18 protein-coding genes are annotated in these 17,703 nt (G+C 68.0%); 11 read left to right on the top strand and 7 right to left on the bottom strand.

Annotated elements, in window-relative coordinates; genetic code table 11:
• Positions 1–62: 62 nt before the first annotated feature.
• From RMO01_RS05905 to RMO01_RS05885, 5 genes are all read left to right on the top strand, one after another.
• Complete coding sequence (locus tag RMO01_RS05905; protein WP_309628114.1) at positions 63–965, top strand: tyrosine recombinase; 903 nt, start codon at positions 63–65, stop codon at positions 963–965.
• A gap of 124 nt (positions 966–1,089) precedes the next feature.
• Complete coding sequence (locus RMO01_RS05900) at positions 1,090–2,700, top strand: ABC-F family ATP-binding cassette domain-containing protein (RefSeq protein ID WP_309628113.1); 1,611 nt, start codon at positions 1,090–1,092, stop codon at positions 2,698–2,700.
• A 60-nt stretch (positions 2,701–2,760) separates the two neighbouring features.
• The gene (locus RMO01_RS05895) at positions 2,761–3,711 is read left to right on the top strand and encodes an acetyl-CoA carboxylase carboxyltransferase subunit alpha (RefSeq protein WP_309628112.1); all 951 of its coding nucleotides are present in this window, start codon (positions 2,761–2,763) and stop codon (positions 3,709–3,711) included.
• A 102-nt stretch (positions 3,712–3,813) separates the two neighbouring features.
• On the top strand, positions 3,814–4,383 hold the full coding sequence (locus RMO01_RS05890) for a response regulator (RefSeq protein ID WP_309628111.1): 570 nt from the start codon (positions 3,814–3,816) through the stop codon (positions 4,381–4,383).
• Positions 4,380–4,865, top strand: a complete 486-nt coding sequence (locus tag RMO01_RS05885) for a chemotaxis protein CheE (protein WP_309628110.1) — start codon at positions 4,380–4,382, stop codon at positions 4,863–4,865. Before RMO01_RS05890 ends, RMO01_RS05885 begins: the two co-directional genes overlap by 4 nt.
• Here RMO01_RS05885 and RMO01_RS05880 read toward each other — a convergent pair.
• From RMO01_RS05880 to RMO01_RS05870, 3 genes are read right to left on the bottom strand one after another with little or no spacing between them, the layout of a single operon-like run.
• Complete coding sequence (locus RMO01_RS05880) at positions 4,850–6,760, bottom strand: ABCB family ABC transporter ATP-binding protein/permease (protein ID WP_409013053.1); 1,911 nt, start codon at positions 6,758–6,760, stop codon at positions 4,850–4,852. The two genes, RMO01_RS05885 and RMO01_RS05880, sit on opposite strands and share 16 nt — an antisense overlap.
• A 27-nt stretch (positions 6,761–6,787) precedes the next feature.
• Positions 6,788–7,804 (bottom strand): beta-eliminating lyase-related protein, encoded by a 1,017-nt coding sequence (locus RMO01_RS05875; protein WP_309628108.1) that lies wholly within the window; start codon positions 7,802–7,804, stop codon positions 6,788–6,790.
• A 6-nt stretch (positions 7,805–7,810) separates the two neighbouring features.
• Complete coding sequence (locus tag RMO01_RS05870; RefSeq protein WP_309628107.1) at positions 7,811–8,800, bottom strand: mechanosensitive ion channel family protein; 990 nt, start codon at positions 8,798–8,800, stop codon at positions 7,811–7,813.
• A gap of 115 nt (positions 8,801–8,915) precedes the next feature.
• On the opposite strand from RMO01_RS05870, the gene RMO01_RS05865 reads away from it, so the two are divergent.
• Positions 8,916–9,533, top strand: coding sequence for a hypothetical protein (locus tag RMO01_RS05865; protein ID WP_309628106.1), 618 nt, complete (start codon positions 8,916–8,918; stop codon positions 9,531–9,533).
• Here the strand turns inward: RMO01_RS05865 and RMO01_RS05860 are convergent.
• The 4 genes from RMO01_RS05860 to RMO01_RS05845 all read right to left on the bottom strand — a co-directional run bounded on the left by RMO01_RS05860 (position 9,530) and on the right by RMO01_RS05845 (position 14,110).
• A complete protein-coding gene (locus RMO01_RS05860; RefSeq protein ID WP_309628105.1) occupies positions 9,530–11,218 on the bottom strand; it encodes a cisplatin damage response ATP-dependent DNA ligase in 1,689 nt (562 codons plus the stop codon). The two genes, RMO01_RS05865 and RMO01_RS05860, sit on opposite strands and share 4 nt — an antisense overlap.
• Positions 11,219–11,306: 88 nt before the next feature.
• Positions 11,307–11,810, bottom strand: coding sequence for an RcnB family protein (locus RMO01_RS05855; protein ID WP_309628104.1), 504 nt, complete (start codon positions 11,808–11,810; stop codon positions 11,307–11,309).
• A 94-nt stretch (positions 11,811–11,904) separates the two neighbouring features.
• The gene (locus tag RMO01_RS05850) at positions 11,905–13,731 is read right to left on the bottom strand and encodes a response regulator (RefSeq protein ID WP_309628103.1); all 1,827 of its coding nucleotides are present in this window, start codon (positions 13,729–13,731) and stop codon (positions 11,905–11,907) included.
• Positions 13,732–13,810: 79 nt separating this feature from the next.
• Entirely contained in the window at positions 13,811–14,110 is a 300-nt protein-coding gene (locus RMO01_RS05845; protein WP_309628148.1) for a BolA family protein, read from the bottom strand.
• Between the two features lie 45 nt (positions 14,111–14,155).
• Between RMO01_RS05845 and RMO01_RS05840 the strand changes: the two genes are divergently transcribed.
• The 5 genes from RMO01_RS05840 to RMO01_RS05820 all read left to right on the top strand — a co-directional run.
• Positions 14,156–14,830 (top strand): J domain-containing protein, encoded by a 675-nt coding sequence (locus RMO01_RS05840; RefSeq protein WP_309628102.1) that lies wholly within the window; start codon positions 14,156–14,158, stop codon positions 14,828–14,830.
• A 63-nt stretch (positions 14,831–14,893) separates the two neighbouring features.
• A complete protein-coding gene (locus RMO01_RS05835) occupies positions 14,894–15,322 on the top strand; it encodes an organic hydroperoxide resistance protein (protein ID WP_309628101.1) in 429 nt (142 codons plus the stop codon).
• Between the two features lie 10 nt (positions 15,323–15,332).
• Positions 15,333–16,445, top strand: coding sequence for an FAD-dependent monooxygenase (locus RMO01_RS05830; RefSeq protein WP_309628100.1), 1,113 nt, complete (start codon positions 15,333–15,335; stop codon positions 16,443–16,445).
• A 10-nt stretch (positions 16,446–16,455) separates the two neighbouring features.
• Positions 16,456–17,460 (top strand): cobaltochelatase subunit CobS, encoded by a 1,005-nt coding sequence (gene cobS / locus RMO01_RS05825; RefSeq protein WP_309628099.1) that lies wholly within the window; start codon positions 16,456–16,458, stop codon positions 17,458–17,460.
• A gap of 22 nt (positions 17,461–17,482) precedes the next feature.
• The coding region (locus RMO01_RS05820) for a hypothetical protein (RefSeq protein ID WP_309628098.1) at positions 17,483–17,703 on the top strand (221 nt) is incomplete at its 3' end.

The following is a 17,703-nucleotide window of genomic DNA, read 5'->3' as shown; positions in this document are numbered from 1 at the left end:
GTCGCTTCAGTCTCTACACCAAGCGTCGCCGCTCGCCAGCGCCCGCGGACCGCATCCGCGCGATGACCACGCCACAGGTTGAAGCCTTCCTCGAGATGATGGCGGTCGAGCGGGACGCATCGCCCCACACCCTCAGCGCCTACGCCCGCGATCTCGCCGACGCGGAAGCCTCGCTCGGCGCCGCCGGCCTCATGGGCGCCGACGAGCCCGCCATCGAGGTCTGGTATGCGAGCCTGTCAACGCGGGGCCTGTCCGCCGCCACCGCAGCCCGTCGTCGCTCGGCCGTGCGCCAGTTCTATCGGTTCTGCATGGGCGAGGGCTGGCGCGCCGACGATCCGTCGCGCCGCCTTGATGCGCCCAAACAGGGCCGGTCCCTGCCCCGCACCCTGACGCGGGAAGAGGTCCTCGCCCTGCTGACCGCCTCCGCCGCGCGCGACGGCGCGTCCGGCGTGCGGATGATCGCCCTCGTCGAACTGGCCTACGCCTCGGGCCTGCGGGTGTCGGAACTGCTGGCGTTGCGGGCCGAGGCCGTCCGCCGCGACCCTGCCTACTTGATCGTGCGCGGCAAGGGCGGCAAGGAGCGGCTGGCGCCCTTGAACGCCTCGGCGCGGGAGGCCGTGAAGGCCTGGCTGATCGTCCGCGACGCCGCTCGCCCTGAAAAGACGCCCGACAGCCCGTGGCTGTTTCCGTCCGGCACGACCGCCAGCCACCTGACCCCGCGCCGGTTCGCACAGATGCTGGATCAGGCGGCGTTGGACGCCAACATCGACCCGGCGCGCGTCAGCCCCCATGTGTTGCGCCACGCCTTCGCGACCCATCTGCTGGAAGGCGGCGCCGACCTGCGCGTCGTCCAGACCCTTCTCGGCCACGCCGACATCGCCACGACCCAGATCTATACCCACGTCGCCACCGACCGCCTGACCCAGGTGGTCAATCGGCACCATCCTCTGGCGCAGGACGAGTGATCGCCTTGATCCCACCAAGCGCCTCCCCTAGCTTCTGACGCTCAACCCTAGACGAAGGCCCGCGCCGCCCATGTGATCCGCTCCCGACCGCAACCGCCCCTCAAAGCCTTGCATCGGGATAGCCATGTCCGCCTCCATCGTCGTCAACGATCTCGCTTGGGCGCCACCCGGCGGATCGCTTCTCTTCTCAGACCTCAACCTCGTCTTCGGGCCCGAGCGTACCGGCCTTGTCGGCCGCAATGGCGTGGGCAAGACCACGCTGCTGCGCCTGATCGACGGCCGTCTCACGCCCCAGGCCGGGGGCGTGACGGTCCGAGGCCGCCTCGCTGTCCTGCGTCAGACCATTCAGGTCGATGAGCAGGAAACCGTCGCCGACCTGTTCGACGCCCGCGACGCCCTCGCCGTCCTCGCGCGCGCCGGGGCCGGAGCGGCCGATGCCGACGACCTGGCCCGCGCCGACTGGACGCTTGAGGCCCGAATGGCCTCGGCCCTCGGACGGCTGAACCTCGACGCAACGCCCGACACCCGCCTTACGACCCTGTCCGGCGGTCAGCGCACCCGCGCCGGTCTGGCCGCCCTGGTGTTCGCCAAGCCCGACTGGCTGATCCTCGACGAGCCGACCAACAACCTCGACCGCGAGGGGCGTCAGGCCGTGATCGACCTGCTGGCGGGATGGCGGTCCGGCGCCGTCGTCGTCAGCCACGACCGGGAACTGCTGGAAACGATGGACGCCATCGTCGAACTGACCACGCTCGGCGCGACGCGGTACGGCGGCGCCTGGTCTGCGTATCGCGCCCGCAAGGCGCTGGAACTGCTGGCCGTCCAGCGCGACCTCGCCCACGCCGACAAACGGCTGAGCGACCTCGCCCGCACAGCGCAACAGACCGCTGAACGCAAGGCCCGCTCCGACAAGGCCGGTCGCGCCACGGCCGCGCGCGGCGATCAGCCGAAGATCCTGCTGGGCATGCGCAAGGACCGCGCCGAGGACACCGGCGGCGAGAACGCGCGACTCGCCGAACGACGCCGTGAACAGGCCGAAGGCGCCGCTTCCGCCGCCCGCGAACGGATTGAGGTGCTCCGGCCCCTCACCGTGACCTTGCCCCCGACCGGCCTGCCCATCGGGCGCGAGGTGCTGACACTCGACAGGGTGACTGCCGGATACGCGCCCGATCGCCCTGTCCTCACCGACTTCAGCCTGCGCATCACCGGGCCGGAGCGCGTCGCGGTCACGGGACCCAACGGCTCCGGCAAGACCACCCTGCTTGCCGTGATCACCGGCGCCCTCGCCCCGACGTCAGGCAGTGTCCGACTCTCGACACCCGTCGCCGTGCTGGATCAGCAGGTCGCCGTCCTTGAACCGACCCTGTCGATCCGCGATAATTTCCGCCGCCTGCACCCGGATGTCGACGAGAACGCCTGCCGAGCCGCTCTCGCCCGTTTCATGTTCCGCGCGGACGCCGCGCTTCAGATCGTCGGCGACCTGTCCGGCGGCCAGAGGCTTCGTGCCGGCCTCGCCTGCGTGCTGGGCGGGCCCACACCCCCGCCCTTCCTGATCCTCGACGAGCCCACCAACCATCTCGACATCGATTCGATCGAGGCGGTGGAGGCGGGCCTGAAGGCCTATGACGGAGCGCTTCTCGTCGTCAGCCACGACGAGGCCTTCCTCGACGCCATCGGGCTCACGCGTCGATCAGAACTGCGTTCTCCTGAACCCCCGCTTGCCCAGACGCGTTGACCTCTCTAGGTTCCGCCGCCTTGCGACAGGGCCGTTTCGCCCGCCCCTTCCGGACGCCTCATGGCCACCCACTATCTCGAATTCGAAAAGCCGATCGCCGATCTGGAGGCCAAGATCGAGGAACTCGGTCTGTTGTCGGCCACCTCCGGCTCGTTCGAGACAGAGATCGAGGGCCTGCGCAAGAAGGCCGAGCAGCTTCGCAGGAAGACCTATGCCGAGCTGGACCCGTGGAAGAAGACCCAGGTCGCCCGCCACCCCCAGCGCCCGCATTTCATCGACTATCTGGACGCCCTGTTCACCGACTATGTCGAACTGCGCGGCGATCGCCAGTTCGGCGACGACCAGGCCATTCTGGGCGGTCTCGCCCGCTTCCGGGGCCAGGCCGTGGTCGTCATGGGCCATGAAAAGGGCCACGACACCGCCACCCGCCTGACGCACAATTTCGGCATGGCGCGGCCCGAGGGCTATCGCAAGGCGGTCCGCCTTATGGACATGGCCGATCGCTTCGGCCTGCCGGTGCTTACGTTTGTCGACACGGCCGGCGCCTACCCCGGCCTCGGCGCCGAGGAACGCGGCCAGGCCGAGGCCATCGCCCGCTCGACGGAGCGCGGCCTGATCCTGGGCACGCCCATGATCGCCACAGTCACGGGCGAAGGTGGGTCGGGCGGCGCCATCGCCCTGGCCGCCGCCAACCGCGTGCTGATCCTCGAACACTCGATCTATTCGGTCATCTCGCCCGAAGGCGCCGCCGGCATCCTTTGGCGCGACGGCGCGCGGGCGAAGGACGCCGCCAACGCCATGAAGATCACCGGCCCCGACCTGCTGGCGATGAAGATCGTCGACCGCATCATCCCCGAGCCCGTCGGCGGAGCTCATTCGAACCGCGAGGCCGCCATCGAAGCCGTCGGCGACGCCGTCTGGGACGAGTTGCAGCAGCTCCTGCCCCTGTCGCCCGCCGAGCTGCGCAAGCAGCGTTCGGACCGGTTCTACGCCATCGGCCGCAGCAGCTGAGCCGTTAACCTCGCGTAGAGGCGAAACGGCGACTTTGGGGCCGTTAGTGACCCGAGTTTCCTCCCCGATGCCACTTCCGACGGCCAAGACCCGGCGGCGTGCGTGAGCGCCGCTGATGAGCCGCTACGCGAGAGCGCCGTCTTCAACCTGACCGGCGCCGTCGTCATGGTCGTGGACGATTCCCCTTTCAGCATGGAAGTCACCATCCAGGCCCTGCAGGGCTTCGGCATCCGTGTGAAATATGCTGTCAGAAATGCTGCCGAAGCGATTGAAATCCTGAAACTTTACTCGATCGACCTCCTGCTGGTCGATTGCGAGATGGACGGCCATGAGCTGGTACGATGGCTGCGTCGGTCGGGTCTCGAGCCCAATGCCTATGTCCCGGTCATAATGACCGCCAGCCATGTGCGCAGGTCCCGCGTCGCCGACGTGCGCGACTGCGGCGCCAACTTCTTGGTCACCAAGCCGTTCAGCGCCGCTGTGGTGCTGGAGCGGATCATCTGGGTCGCCCGCGACAACCGGCCCTTCCTCGAGACCGGCGACTATTCCGGCCCCGACCGTCGCTTCAAGGCTTCGAAGCCGCGCGACGAGAACGAGCGCCGCGCCGACATGCTCCGACTGGGCGAGCACCTGTCCCATCAGGCCGCTGCAAACCAGGAGTCCGTGTCGTGAGCCTCGTCATGTGGAAGCCCCGCACCTCGCGGCTGTCGGCGATCATCGACACCCCGGGCGGCCTCAGCGTCGGCGTCGCCATGGCCCAGGCCCGCGACAATCTCGAGGCCTTGAAAGCCCAGGGCCAGGAAATCGTGGCCGAGCGCATCGCCCGCCTGGCCGCCCTGCGCCCACCAGTCGCCGGTCATGACCCGATCCTCGCGCTGAACGAGGCCTATGAGATCGGCCGGGCCGTCATCGACGCCGCCGGCCCCTTTGATCGCGACGACCTGTGCAAGGCCGCAGCGGGTCTTTGCGACCTGATCGATGCGGCGGAACAGGGCGCGGCCTTCGACTGGCGGATCGTCACCGTCCACGCCCAGGCGCTGCAGCTTATCCTCGGTCTGCCGCCGGAAGCCGACGCGGTGCGCACCGAGATTCTCGCCAATCTGGATCAGATGGTGAAGCAGAAGATCCCGACCGCGGATCAGTCTGCGGACTGACGCTCGCCGTCGAGGCCGAGCCGCGCGCCGCGCGTCTGCTTCTTCCACAGGGCCGCGTATTCCCCGCCGACCCGAGCCACCAGTTCGTGGTGCGCGCCCCGCTCCACGATCCGCCCGGCCTTCAGGACCAGGATCTGCTCGGCGTCGGCGATGGTCGACAATCGGTGCGCCACCACCAGTGTGGTGCGTCCCGCCTTGGCCTTTCTCAGCGTTTTCTGGATCGCGGCCTCGGTGCGGCTGTCCAATGCACTGGTCGCCTCGTCCAGGATCAGGATGCAGGGATCTGCCAGCAGGGCGCGGGCGATGCCCACCCGCTGACGCTCTCCGCCCGACAGCTTCAGCCCGCGCTCGCCCACCCGGGTCTCCATTCCGTCCGGCAGGCTGCGGATGAACTCCGCCAGCTCGGCGGACTCGGCGGCCGCCCAGATTTCTTCCCCGGTCGCCTCGGGGCGAGCGAAGGCGATGTTGACCGCCAGGGTATCGTTGAACAGGGCCACGTCCTGCGGAACCAGGGCCACCGCCCGACGCAGCGACGCCTGGGTCACGTCCCGCACATCGGCCCCGTCAATCACCACACGTCCGACCTGCGGGTCCAGCAGCCGCAGCGCCAGTTTGACGATCGTCGACTTGCCCGACCCGGAAGGCCCGACCAGCGCCGTCGTCGTCCCCGGCCGGACGGTGAAGGACACGTCCTCCAGCCCGTTGGCCCGCGCGTCGTGGCGGAAGGAGACGTCCTCGAACGCCAGCGCCCCGCCCCTCTGCCCCTCGGGCCGCACGAGGTCCGCTGCGCCCGGCGCATCGGCGACCTGAGCCGTCTGGCGCGTGACCTTCAGCATCTCTTCCATGTCGATGAAGGACTGACGGATTTCGCGATAGGCGAAGCCCAGGATGTTCAGCGGCGCATACAGCGAGATCAGGATCAGCACCGCCGCCGTCACGTCGCCCGGCCCCATCCGCCCGGCCGCCGCCTCGAACCCCGCCATCACGGCCATGACGCCGAGGCCCACATTCATGATCAGGGCCTGCACCGCGTTCAGCAGCGCCAGCGAACTGTTCGCCTTCAGCGCGGCCTCGTTGTAGGCGCCCAGGGCACGGTCATAGCCGAGCGCCGCCCGCGCCTCGGCCCCGAACGACTTCACTGTCTCATAGTTGATCAGGGCGTCCACGACCTGCCCCGCAGCCTCGGTATCGGCGGTGTTCATCGTGCGCCGATGCTCGATCCGCCAGTTCGAAATCGAGAAGGTGAAGACCGTGTAGACGATCACCACCACCACCGCGACGGCCGCAAACCGCCAGTCATAGGCCCCGCCCAGCACGCCGGCGGCGAGGATCAGCTCCAGCCCCGTCGGCACGAGGTTGAAGGCCAGTATCCGCAGCAGAAAGTCGACCGAACGCGAGCCCCGGTCCACTGTCCGCGACAGGGCGCCGGACCGTTTGGTCTGGTGGAAATCCAGCGACAGGCTCAGCGCGTGGGCGAAGGTCTCGGTCGCCGCCGTCCGTTGCGCCGCGGCCCGCACGGGGGCGAACACCACGTCGGACAGTTGCGGGGCCGCTGACGACAGGAACCGCACGACCGCCCAACCGACTGCGAAACCGGCGAACCCGAGTCCGATCGAAACGCCCGGCGGCTGATCCGCCGCCAGATGATTGACCGCTGCCCCGAGAACCAGTGGAGCCAGCACGCCCAACGCCTTGCCAGCGATGGTCAGCAGGATCGAAACGACCAGCCGCAGCCGCAGTTGCGGCGCGCCGGATCGGCCCACCAGCCGGACCAGATCCATCAGCGCAGGGATCGTCGCGGGATCCGCCGGCGGTTCGGCCGCAGCGCCGGCGTTCTGCGCCTTCGCCTCTATGCCGCCCCTGCCTCGTTGTCCCGATCGTTCACCACGCGCCATGCGACCGATATGGACTGCGCCGGTGGCTCACGAAAGGCCCGCGATCGCCTCGATGACTTCATCCACCGCCGCTTCCCCTGTCGCCCAGGAACAGACGAACCGCACCGACCCGTCGTCGAAGCGGTAGCAGGCCCAGCCCAGGGAGTTCAGCTTCGCATGCGCCTTGGCCGGCATACGCACGAAGACGGCATTGGCCTCGACCGGATGGGCCAGCACATACGGCGAGCGGGTTGCAATGCCGGCGGCCAGCCGTTGAGCCATCAGGTTGGCGTGGGCGGCGCCGTCCTCCCAGGCGTTGGTTTCCAGCATGCCGAGGAAGGGAGCGGCGAGGAATCTCCCCTTGGACGCGGTCTGCCCGGCCTGTTTCAGCCGGTTGTCCACGCGCCGGGCCAGGGACTTGTCGAACATGACGAGGGCCTCGGTGCAGAGACCGCCGGCCTTGGCCCCGCCGAAGACCAGGACATCGACGCCCAGACGCGCGATCTGGGTCAGGTCGAACCCCGCCGCCGCAGCATTGGCCAGTCGCGCGCCGTCCATGTGCACGCCATATCCCAGCGCCTTCACCGGCTCGATCAGGTGGCGCAACTCTTCCTCGGTGTAGACAGCGCCGTATTCGGTGGACTGGGTCAGGGACAGGGCCGCCGGCGGCTGACGGTGGCCGACCTCCGGCTCGTCGAGCGCGGCGTCCAGCGCCTTCTGGTCGATCTTGCCGGACAGGCCCGGCAGGCCGATCAGGCCGACGCCCTGGCCGAAGAAGCCCGGCGCGCCGGTCTCGTCGGTGCAGACGTGGGCGGCGTTGTGAGCCAGCACCGCCTCATGCGGATACGCCAGCATCGACAGGGCGATGGCGTTGGCCGCCGTACCGGAGAAGACGAACCGGATCTCGGCGTCCGCATCCAGCCTGCGGCGGATCTGATCGGCCGCGCGAGCGGTGACGTCGTCCGCACCATAGGCCCGGGCGTACCCGGCGTTGGCGTCGATCAGCCCCTGCAGGGCAGTGGGCGCCATACCGGCGGTATTGTCCGATCCAAAATCGTAGCGCATCGCGGCTCAGGCCTCGTTCTGGTATTCGTCGGCATGGGTGTCGAAGCCCGCGCTGCGCGGATTCGTCCGGCCGCGCAAACCATGCTTCCCCTCCGCCGCCTTCGGCATCGGCGCATCCTCATCCCCGTAGGGCACGGCCACCTGGTGCGGGAACGGAATCTCGATGCCCGCCGCGTCCAGCGCCTCCTTGGCGGCCTGGAAGACATCGGCCCGGGCCTGCCAGTAGTCGTCCGAGCTGGTCCACGCCGTCAGGGTCATCTCCACCGAACTGTCCAGCAGATCGGTCACCCCGGCCCAGGGCGCCGGATCGGCCAGGACCGCTTCGATGCCGCTTGCCGCCCCGACCAGCGCCTCCTTGACGGTGTTCAGGTTGTCGCCGTAGCCAACCCCGAGCTTCAGCTCCATCCGCCGGTTCTTCTGGCCCGACAGGTTCAGGATGATGTCGCCGAACACCTTCCCGTTCGGGGCCATGATCTTCACATTGTTGGCGTCCGACAGCTGGGTGAAGAACAGGTCCAGCCGCTGCACCTTGCCGACGTTACCGCTGATGTTGACCAGGTCGCCGACGCGATAGGGCCTCAGCACCAGAAGCATCACGCCCGCCGCCACGTTCGACAGTGTGCCCTGCAGGGCCAGTCCGACGGCCAGTGATGCCGCCCCCAGAACGGCGATGATCGAGGTCGTCTGCACGCCCAGCCGCTGCAGGACGGCGATGAAGCCGATCAGGAAGACGACGACCCGCACCACCTGAACGGCGAAGCTGAGCACCGTCGGGTCGTGGCGGAAGCCGCGCACGCGGCCGAGGGCCCTGCGGGTCGCCGACGACGCCCAACGCGCCGCGAAGACCGTGGCGACCAGAATGACCAGGGCGACAGACAGATTGACCGCGAAGTCGCCCGCGATCTGGGTCAGCTTGGCCAGCATCACCGCATCGACGGCCGCAACCTGCTGGCCCGTGGAGATGAGGGTGTCGAGAGTATTGAGGGTCGAAGACATGAGCGGGGTCTAACGCCTAACCCCCGATTTGGAACCCGCCAGCTTCACTTTTAAGGCCTCTCGACGCTGCCTCGCCAGGAGCGCAGGGTGAGACTTCCTGGGGAGGAGCAAGGCTTTGCGTCAATCGTCACTGGTCGTCGGCGTCGACGTGCCGTGGGTCACAAGCTGGACCGCCGAGCCGATCGAGGGCGTCCGCCCCTGCCCCTCGGTTGGCGGCCAGCTGGCGCTGGTGCAGGCCGAGGCGGCCGGCTTCGGCAAGCCGGAGTATTCGAAGAACCACCTGCTGCGTCAGCGTCTCAGCATGACCCGCATGCTCTGTCCGATGTGCGGCCAGCCGACGACGCCCGGCAATCGGGTGACCCAGGTCGCCCGGCGCGTCGCCGCCGGGAAGCTGCGCGCCTCGGGCCGGGCCGATCTGCCGTCGACTATCGCCGATGAGCAGATCATCGTCGATGCGGGCGCCATCGCTCCCCTTCACCGCGATTGCTCCGACCGGTCGCTGCAGCATTGCCCGCATCTGCGCGCCGAACCGGCCATCGACGTCCAGCCCTTTCCCGTCCGCTGGGGTCTGATCCCCCTGATGATCGAGGCCGTGGCGCCGCTGCCCGCTGGCTTCGCCCTGCTGGCCGTCGCGACCGTCGCCGCACCGGTCGCGGTGGTCACCTTCCTGCAGCTGTGCGGCGTGACCGACCAGATCGACAAGGCCTGGCGCACACGCCGCAAGGTCGTCTAGACCTTCGCCACCCGGCCGCCGCCGCTCTCCAGCGAGTCCAGCAGGTCCATCACGTCGTCGAGCGTATTGGCCTCCCGCGCCGGCTTGTCCCAGCGGATGCGGCTGACGCGGGGGAACCGCATCGCCACCCCCGACTTGTGCCGCGGCGACCGCTGCAGGCCTTCGAAAGCGATTTCCAGCACAAGGCCGAAATCCCGCTCGGCGCGGACCGACCGCACGGGGCCGAACCGTTCCACCGTGTGATCGCGCACGAACTTGTCGAGCTGTTTCAGCTCCTCGTCGGTAAAGCCGAAATAGGCCTTGCCTACGGGCGTCAGCGTTCCCTCCGGGGTCCAGACCCCGAAGGTGTAGTCGGAATAGAAGCTGGAGCGCTTCCCGTGTCCGCGCTGGGCGTACATCATCACGCAATCGATGGTGTGCGGATCGCGCTTCCACTTGAACCAGGGGCCCTTCGGCCGCCCGGCGATGTAGGGACTGTCCCAGCGCTTCAGCATCAGCCCTTCGGCCGCCGCCCCCACCGGTGGATCGGCGCGCAGGACGCCGAGGCCGTCCCAGCTGTCGAAATCGACGACGGGCGACAGATGCAGCCGGTCGCCGGTATGGCCGGCGACGACCGCCTCGAGCCTCGCCCTGCGTTCCTGGAGCGGGAGCCCGCGCAGGTCCTCGCCCGCCTCGCCCAGCAGGTCGTAGGCGTAGAGCGATGCCGGATACGCGGCCATCATCTTCGCATCGACGGTCTTGCGGTTCAGTCGCTGCTGCAGATCCCCGAACGGCGCCACAGCCCCTTCCCGCATGACCAGCAGTTCACCGTCGATCGCCCCCTCGAAAGTCAATGCGTTCATCAGGTCGGGGAAGGCGTTGGTGATCTCGTCGCCGTGGCGCGAATAAAGCCGCGCCACCCCATCCTCTCGCACCGCCTGCACCCGGATGCCGTCCCACTTCCATTCGGCGGCGTAGTGGGCGGGATCGAGCCGGTCGAAGTCCACCGCCTCGTCGATGGCGACGGCCAGCATGACCTGACGGAACCGGCCAGGCGCCTCGGTGTCCGGCCGTTCGGCCCGCCCCTCGACCCAGGCGAACAGTTTGGCATAGGGCGGCTTCACCGCATGCCAGACCTCGACGATGTCGGCGGCGGTCAGAGGTTCCAGCGCCGTCGTCGCCTCCCCGCCCTCCGGCTCCGGCGCCTCGGTCACCGTTTCCGGCCGCATCATCGCGACCGCCGTCCGCGCCAGCTGCGCCGACAGGCCGACCCGCATCCCGCCTGTCACCAGCTTCAGCAGCGCCCACCGCCCCTTCGGCGCCAGCGCGTCCAGCCAGCCCTCGATCAGTCCCTGAACCTCGCCGCGCTTCGCCTGGGTCAAGGCATCGACCACCTCGCCCAGTTCCGGCTCCCGGTTCGGCCGGTAGGCGGGAACGGTCGGCCAGATCAGGGCCACAGTCTCGGCCAGGTCGCCGACATAGTCGTAGGACCAGCCGAACAGCACCGGATCGACCCGCGCCTCCACAGCCCTGCGGATCATCGCCGGCTTGGCGTCGGTGAAGACCAGTTCGCCGGTCAGAGCCGCCAGCGCCCAGCCCCGGTCCGGATCGGGCGTGGCGCGCAGATAGTCGCGCAGCAACACCAGCTTGGCGTTCCGCGACCCGGTCAGCGCCAGGCGGTCCAGCAGTTCGGCGAAGGCGCGCATTCAACCTCGTTAGGGCACAGCCAACACCAAACGCGAAAACGCCCCGGAGGTCTCCCTCCGGGGCGCAGCTTTCGGCGCGGACCCGTTCCTAGTTGAACAGGCCGGCGATCACGGCGGTGATCAGACCACCGGCGACTGCGGCCAGGACCACGTCATTGCCGCTGCGGACATAGTGGTATCCACGGGGCGGAGCGCGCAGGCCGTAACGGCTGTAGTCGTTCACGACATAGCCGCGCGAATAGTAGCTCGGGATCCGCTGGCCATAGCTCCACTGACGGACGTGATAGCCGCGCGGCGGCGCGTAGCGGCCGGCGTTGTAGCGTCGTTCCGACCGCTGCCAACGGTCATAGGCGCGGACGTCCTGACGATATTCGCGACGGTCGTCGCGGTTGTCCTGACGCCATTCCCGACGGTCGTCACGACGGTCCGACCGATCATCGCGGCGGTCATCACGACGATCGTCGCGGCGATCCTGACGCTGTTCCTGACGGTCATTGCGCTCGTAACGCGACTGGGCGTCGGCGGCCGAGGCGACGCCCATGGAGCCGGCGGCGATCAGGGCGGCCAGTGCGGCGGTGGTGAACTTCTTCACAGCGAACTCTCCTGTTGGTCGGGGACTTCCGACTTGCCCCAACACTAGGATCCAGCGTTTGAGCCGGGTCTGAACGACGCCGCTCAGCTCCGGTTCAGGCGGCCGCCGCAGTTTCGCCCAGTTCCGCCGCCGCTCGCAGGCTGGCCCGACCACCTCGCACGCGCTGCATCAGCTGCGCCAGCGCGGCGAAGTCGATCGGCTTGTTCAGATAGGCGTCAGCCCCGGCTTCCAGACCCGCCTCGTGGTCTTCGTTCCGCGCCGAGGCGGACAGGACGGCGATCGGCGTCTCGGCGTTGACGCCCCTGGTGCGGATCAGCCGCGTCGCGCTCAGACCGTCCATGACCGGCATGTTGACGTCCATGATGATCAGGTCGAACCGCTGCTGGCCCGCCATGTCGACGGCGATCTGGCCATTCTCGGCGGTGGCGGTGCAGTGCCCGGCCGAACCCAGCCAGGCTTCAAGGATCATCCGGTTGACCGGGTGATCTTCGACCACCAGCACTTGCAGGCACTCCCCGTCGCCGACGTCGGCATGGATGGCCTCGGCCTCGGTCACAGCCTGCCATTCGACCACATCCGCCTCGACCACCAGGGTAAAGGTCGAACCTTGGCCGAGGGTGGAGGTCACGGTGATGTCGCCGCCCATGATGTTGGCCATGCGCCGGGCGATGGTCAGGCCCAGGCCCGTGCCGCCGAACCGGCGGGTCGAGGAGGCGTCGGCCTGGGTGAAGGGCTGGAACAGGGTTTCGAGATCGGACTCTGCGATACCCGACCCGCTGTCGGTCACCGAGAAGGCGAAGGCCACGCGGCGGTCGTTGATCCGGGTCGATTCGACGCGATAGTCGATCAGGCCGGAATCGGTGAACTTCACCGCGTTGGACAGCAGGTTCTGGATAACCTGACAGACGCGCAGGGGATCGCCCTTCACCACGGCCGGCGTCTCTCCGACAAAGGTGGAGCGGAACTCCAGCCCCTTGGCCTCGGCCTGGGCCACGAACGGCCCGGTCACGCGACGGTGCAGATCGTCCAGCGAGACGTCGATGATCTCGAACGTCATCTTGCCCGCCTCGATCTTGGTCATGTCGAGGATGTCGTTCAGCAGGCTCAGCAGATTGTCGCCCGAGTTGCGGATGATCGACAGATATTCCCGCTGGGTCGTCTCCAGACGTGTCGCGCCCAGAAGCTGGGCCGCGCCCAGCACCCCGTTCATCGGCGTGCGCAGCTCGTGCGAGATGACGCCGAGGAAGTTCGATTTGGCCTGGTTGGCCGCGTCGGCCTTGTCGCGAGCGGTCTGCAGCTCCTCGATCAGATGGGCCTGATGCTCCTGGAAGGCCTTGATCCGCTCCTCACGCAGCATGGTCATGGTCACCAGCACGAACATGCCGGCCGAGGTGAAGGGCATGATGGCCACGAAAGGCCAGAATAGCGACCCGCCCCACAGGCTGGCCGCAATGATGAGCGCCACCGCCGTATAGGGGGACGAGATCACGACCGCCTGCTTCGGCGAGCTTCTAAGCTGGGCGAAGACGAGCACATAGCCGCTGACCAGCAGGGCCACGGCAAGCGGCTGGCCGAATGGATGGGGCGCGAACCAGGCCATCAGGGGCGCAGAGGCCCAGGCGGCGGTGGTCACGGTGGCCACGGCGGGGAACAGCAGGCCCCAGCCCGCCTCGACCCGGCCGGCCATGCTCTTTTCGAACTTGCCGCGGATAGCTCCGGCGCCGATCGTGCCGATGAACCAGACGACGGCCTGGACCCAGCCAACCGTGCCCAGCAGGCCGATCGCCCAGCTGCCGATGATGATGTAGCGCAGATACTGGGTCTGCAGAATCGCCGTCAGGGCCTGCGCAGCCTCGCTGGCGCTGACTCCCGCCGACCGACCCGAGTCGAGGCTTTTGCCGATATCCTCGGATCCGACCATACGTCCCCCAACGTCCCACAAACTAACCGGCGTGACGCTATGACGAACCTTCTAAGACGAAGTGAACGCTGATCTTTCCTCAATCACCGGTTTCGTCGGGGGTCTGGACCTTGATCGACAGTGCGTGGACCGGGCCGGCCAGCTCTACCGCCAGCACAGCATTGACCGAACGCTGCCGCTGCACCCGCCCCTGGCCCGCGAAGGCCTGTGACACGATGGTCAGATTGAAGTGGCTTTCGCCGCCGGGCGTGGCGTCCATGCCGCCTTCATGATGGTGTCCGGCATGCCTGGCGCTGTCATCTTCGAGCTCCAGCCGTGTCGGCTGGAACGCGGCCGTCAGTTTTTCCCGCATAATCGACGCGATAGGGCCTTCCGGCATGTCGGTTTCCTTGATGGTGACCAATTCGACCCTACACTGGGGTCAATGCCAGCGTCATTCGATTACAAACCCCGTTTCAAGGACATGCGGATCAAACCGCCCAAGGCCGGCGAAGCCGAAGCCGAGGCCGATGTTCTGCACCTGAAGCCCGGCGAGAAGCCGTGCGATTACCCCGACTGCCTGAAAGCGGCGACGGCGAGGGCGCCGAAGTCGCGCGAGCGGCTGAACGACTTCTACGAATTCTGCCAGGCGCACGCGGCCGAGTACAACAAGAGCTGGAACTTCTACGCCGGCATGAACGAGGCCCAGGTCCGCGCGGCCAAGGAAAACGAGGCCATGACCGGCGGCCGTCCCACCTGGGAGATGAAGGCCGGCAAGAACTCGCGCGAGGCCGCCGCCTTCGCCTCGAAGATGGGCGCCACCCGGGCGGAAGGCGCCGCCGGCTCCTGGCAGGACAGTTTCGGTCTGTTCGGCCGCCGCGTCCGCGAACAGGCGGTCCATGACGAGGACACCCTGCGAATCGGCAAGCTGGAACGCCAGGCCCTGGCCGACCTGGATCTTGACCTTCGCACCGACAAGCCGGGGATCAAGGCGCGCTATCATGAGCTCTTGAAACGCTTCCACCCCGACCTGAACCAGGGCGATCGCGGCGCCGAAGCCAAGCTCCAGCGCGTGATCAAGGCCTACAAGACGCTGAAGAAGGCGGGTCTGGCGGCCTGACGACCCTCTCCCGCAAGGAGAGGGAGTCACTATCTAATGCTCTCCATACTCAGGAGCATCCCGATGAACATTCTCTACAAGGCCCACGCCACCTCGACCGGCGGCGGTCGCGACGAAGGCCGTTCGACCACCGACGACGGCAAGATCGACGTCCTTTTGTCCCTGCCCGCCGAAATGGGCGGCAAGGGCGGCGCGGGCACCAACCCGGAACAGCTGTTCGCGGCCGGTTACGCCGCCTGCTACATGGGCGCCCTGCGGCTGGTCTCGGGCAAGGCGGGCACGCCGGTCGGTCCGGACACGAAGATCCACACCGCCGTCGGCATCGGCCCGAACACGCGCGGCGAAGGCTTCAACCTCGACATCGCCATCAAGGTCACCGACCACGGCCTCGACAAGGCGACCATCGACGCCCTGATCCAGGCCGCGCATCAGGTCTGCCCCTATTCCAACGCCACCCGCGGCAACGTCGACGTGGATCTGTCGGCGGAATAGGCTTCACGGCATGAGCGCCCCGTCCGTTCAGGTTCTGATCGTCGGCGCCGGTCCCACGGGACTGGCGGCGGCGCTGTTCCTGACGCGGCTGGGCATCGCCGTCCGCATTGTCGATGAGGCGACTGGCCCGACCACCACCTCCAAGGCCCTCGCCGTCAATCCGCGCAGTCTGGAACTGCTCGAGCCGACCGGCGTCACCGCCCGCATTCGTCAGGAGGGCCAGCGGATCGACACCATCCGCGTCGCCCACGAGGGCCGGACGACCGCCACCTTCCGTCCCCACTGGGATCGGATCGCGCCCGGCCGCCCCATGACCATCCTGCCCCAGGCCCGGACCGAGGCGCTGCTGGCGGAGGCGCTCGCCGACCTGGGCGTCCGGCCCGAGTACGGCGCCGGTTTGACCGGCCTGACCCAGACCGCCGACAGCGTCACCGCCGGCCTGTCCACCGGCGAGACCGTCTCCGCCGACCTGCTGCTCGGCGCCGACGGAGCCCATTCGGAGACGCGCCACGCCCTCGATCTCGACTTCCCCGGCGACGCCTCGGACGAGCCCTGGCATCTGATGGACGTCGCGATCGAGGGCGCGCCGCTCGACGAGGCCCGGATCGAGTTCCAGCGCGCGGGGCCGCTGATCACCCTGCCCTTCTCGGGCGGCGTGTTCCGCATCATCGGCTTCGGCGCCGACCTGCTGCCCCGCCTGCCCGCCGGCTGGAAGGCCGGGCCGATCCTGTGGCAGTCGGACTTCAAGGTCTCGCACCGGATGGTCCCGACCATGGCCGTCGGCCGCGTCGCCCTGGCCGGAGACGCCGCCCACATCCACTCCCCCATCGGCGGGCGGGGCATGAACCTGGGCATCGAGGACGCTTACGTCTTCGCCGCCTGCACTGTGGACGCCCTGAACGGAGACCTGTCGCGCATCGCCGACTATGCCCGGGTCCGCCACGCCGTCGACGCCGCCTGGGTGAACACCTCGCGCGGCTTGACCGGCTTCGTCGCCAGCCAGTCCCTGCCCGTCCGCACCCTCAAGCGGATCGCCCCGTCGGTCGCCGCCACCATCCCCGGATTCATCGATCAGGCGCTTAAGCGCGGGATGGGTCTCGACCACCCGACGGCGGTACGATAATCGCAGGCGCATGGCCTCCCCCCTCGACGCGACCCCCGATCCGCTGCTGACGTTCGAACCCCACCGCAAGGTCTCGGTGCGCGAGGTCTTCGGCATCGACTCCGACATGGTCGTGCCGATGTTCGACACGGTCGACAGTCATGTGCCCGAGGTCGATCCCGCCTACCGGTTCGATCCCCAGACGACCCTGGCCATCTGCGCCGGCTTCGCCTTCGACCGTCGCGTCATGGTCCAAGGCTATCACGGCACCGGCAAGTCGACCCATATCGAACAGGTCGCGGCCAAGCTGAACTGGCCGACCATCCGGGTGAACCTGGACAGCCACGTCAGCCGCATCGACCTGGTCGGCAAGGACGCCATCGTCCTCAAGGACGGCAAACAGATCACCGAGTTCCGCGAGGGCATGCTGCCCTGGGCCCTGCAACGCCCGATCGCCCTGTGTTTCGACGAATACGACGCCGGCCGCCCCGACGTGATGTTCGTCATCCAGCGCGTGCTGGAGGCCCAGGGTCGACTGACCCTGCTGGACCAGAACCGCGTCATCCGCCCCAACAAATGGTTCCGCCTGTTCGCCACGACCAACACCATCGGCCTGGGCGACACCTCGGGCCTGTATCATGGCACCCAGCAGATCAATCAGGGTCAGATGGACCGCTGGAACATCGTCACCACCCTGAACTACCTCGATCATGACGTGGAGGCCGACATCGTCTCCGCCAAAGTGCCGGAATGGTCCGACGCCGAGGGTCGTCGCAAGATCGCCGCCATGGTCCGCGTCGCCGACATGACCCGCAACGCCTTCATGAACGGCGACATCTCCACCGTCATGAGCCCCCGCACCGTCATCACCTGGGTCCAGAACGCGATCATCTTCAACGACGACGTGGGGTTGGCCTTCCGCCTGACCTTCCTGAACAAGTGCGACGAACTGGAACGCCCGACCATCGCGGAATTCTACCAGCTCGCGTTCGGGGAGGATTTGCCCGAGGCGGCGACGCGGGTGAAGGTGGGGTGAGGATTCATCCCGGACTTGGGCGATGCTGATTTTCGGACTTTCGGTTTTAACGATGGGGATCGACCCGCAGCCGCCCCGCCCCTCCGACGAGGCGATGCTGGCGCTCGTGGCCGAACACATTCCCGGCGCTGTGGTGCTGGCAAGCCATGTTCAGGCCATGCCCGCTGGGCTGGACGGAGCGCACGGGCTTTGCGGCATCGTCCGGGTCGACGGCGGGCCGCAGCCGTTCTTCGTCTACACCCT

The organism is Brevundimonas sp. (assembly GCF_031412435.1).
Lineage (GTDB): Bacteria > Pseudomonadota > Alphaproteobacteria > Caulobacterales > Caulobacteraceae > Brevundimonas.
This window is presented reverse-complemented; position numbering and strand designations above follow the sequence as displayed.

What these genes read in the sequence shown, in the direction of transcription:
- RMO01_RS05905 (WP_309628114.1), top strand. Translation starts at nt 63, where the DNA reads ATGACCACGCCACAGGTTGAAGCCTTCCTCGAGATGATGGCGGTCGAG.
- RMO01_RS05900 (WP_309628113.1), top strand. Translation starts at nt 1,090, where the DNA reads ATGTCCGCCTCCATCGTCGTCAACGATCTCGCTTGGGCGCCACCCGGC.
- RMO01_RS05895 (WP_309628112.1), top strand. Translation starts at nt 2,761, where the DNA reads ATGGCCACCCACTATCTCGAATTCGAAAAGCCGATCGCCGATCTGGAG.
- RMO01_RS05880 (WP_409013053.1), bottom strand. Translation starts at nt 6,760, where the DNA reads ATGGCGCGTGGTGAACGATCGGGACAACGAGGCAGGGGCGGCATAGAG.
- RMO01_RS05875 (WP_309628108.1), bottom strand. Translation starts at nt 7,804, where the DNA reads ATGCGCTACGATTTTGGATCGGACAATACCGCCGGTATGGCGCCCACT.
- RMO01_RS05870 (WP_309628107.1), bottom strand. Translation starts at nt 8,800, where the DNA reads ATGTCTTCGACCCTCAATACTCTCGACACCCTCATCTCCACGGGCCAG.
- RMO01_RS05860 (WP_309628105.1), bottom strand. Translation starts at nt 11,218, where the DNA reads ATGCGCGCCTTCGCCGAACTGCTGGACCGCCTGGCGCTGACCGGGTCG.
- RMO01_RS05850 (WP_309628103.1), bottom strand. Translation starts at nt 13,731, where the DNA reads ATGGTCGGATCCGAGGATATCGGCAAAAGCCTCGACTCGGGTCGGTCG.
- RMO01_RS05845 (WP_309628148.1), bottom strand. Translation starts at nt 14,110, where the DNA reads ATGCCGGAAGGCCCTATCGCGTCGATTATGCGGGAAAAACTGACGGCC.
- RMO01_RS05840 (WP_309628102.1), top strand. Translation starts at nt 14,156, where the DNA reads ATGCCAGCGTCATTCGATTACAAACCCCGTTTCAAGGACATGCGGATC.
- RMO01_RS05835 (WP_309628101.1), top strand. Translation starts at nt 14,894, where the DNA reads ATGAACATTCTCTACAAGGCCCACGCCACCTCGACCGGCGGCGGTCGC.
- RMO01_RS05830 (WP_309628100.1), top strand. Translation starts at nt 15,333, where the DNA reads ATGAGCGCCCCGTCCGTTCAGGTTCTGATCGTCGGCGCCGGTCCCACG.
- cobS (WP_309628099.1), top strand. Translation starts at nt 16,456, where the DNA reads ATGGCCTCCCCCCTCGACGCGACCCCCGATCCGCTGCTGACGTTCGAA.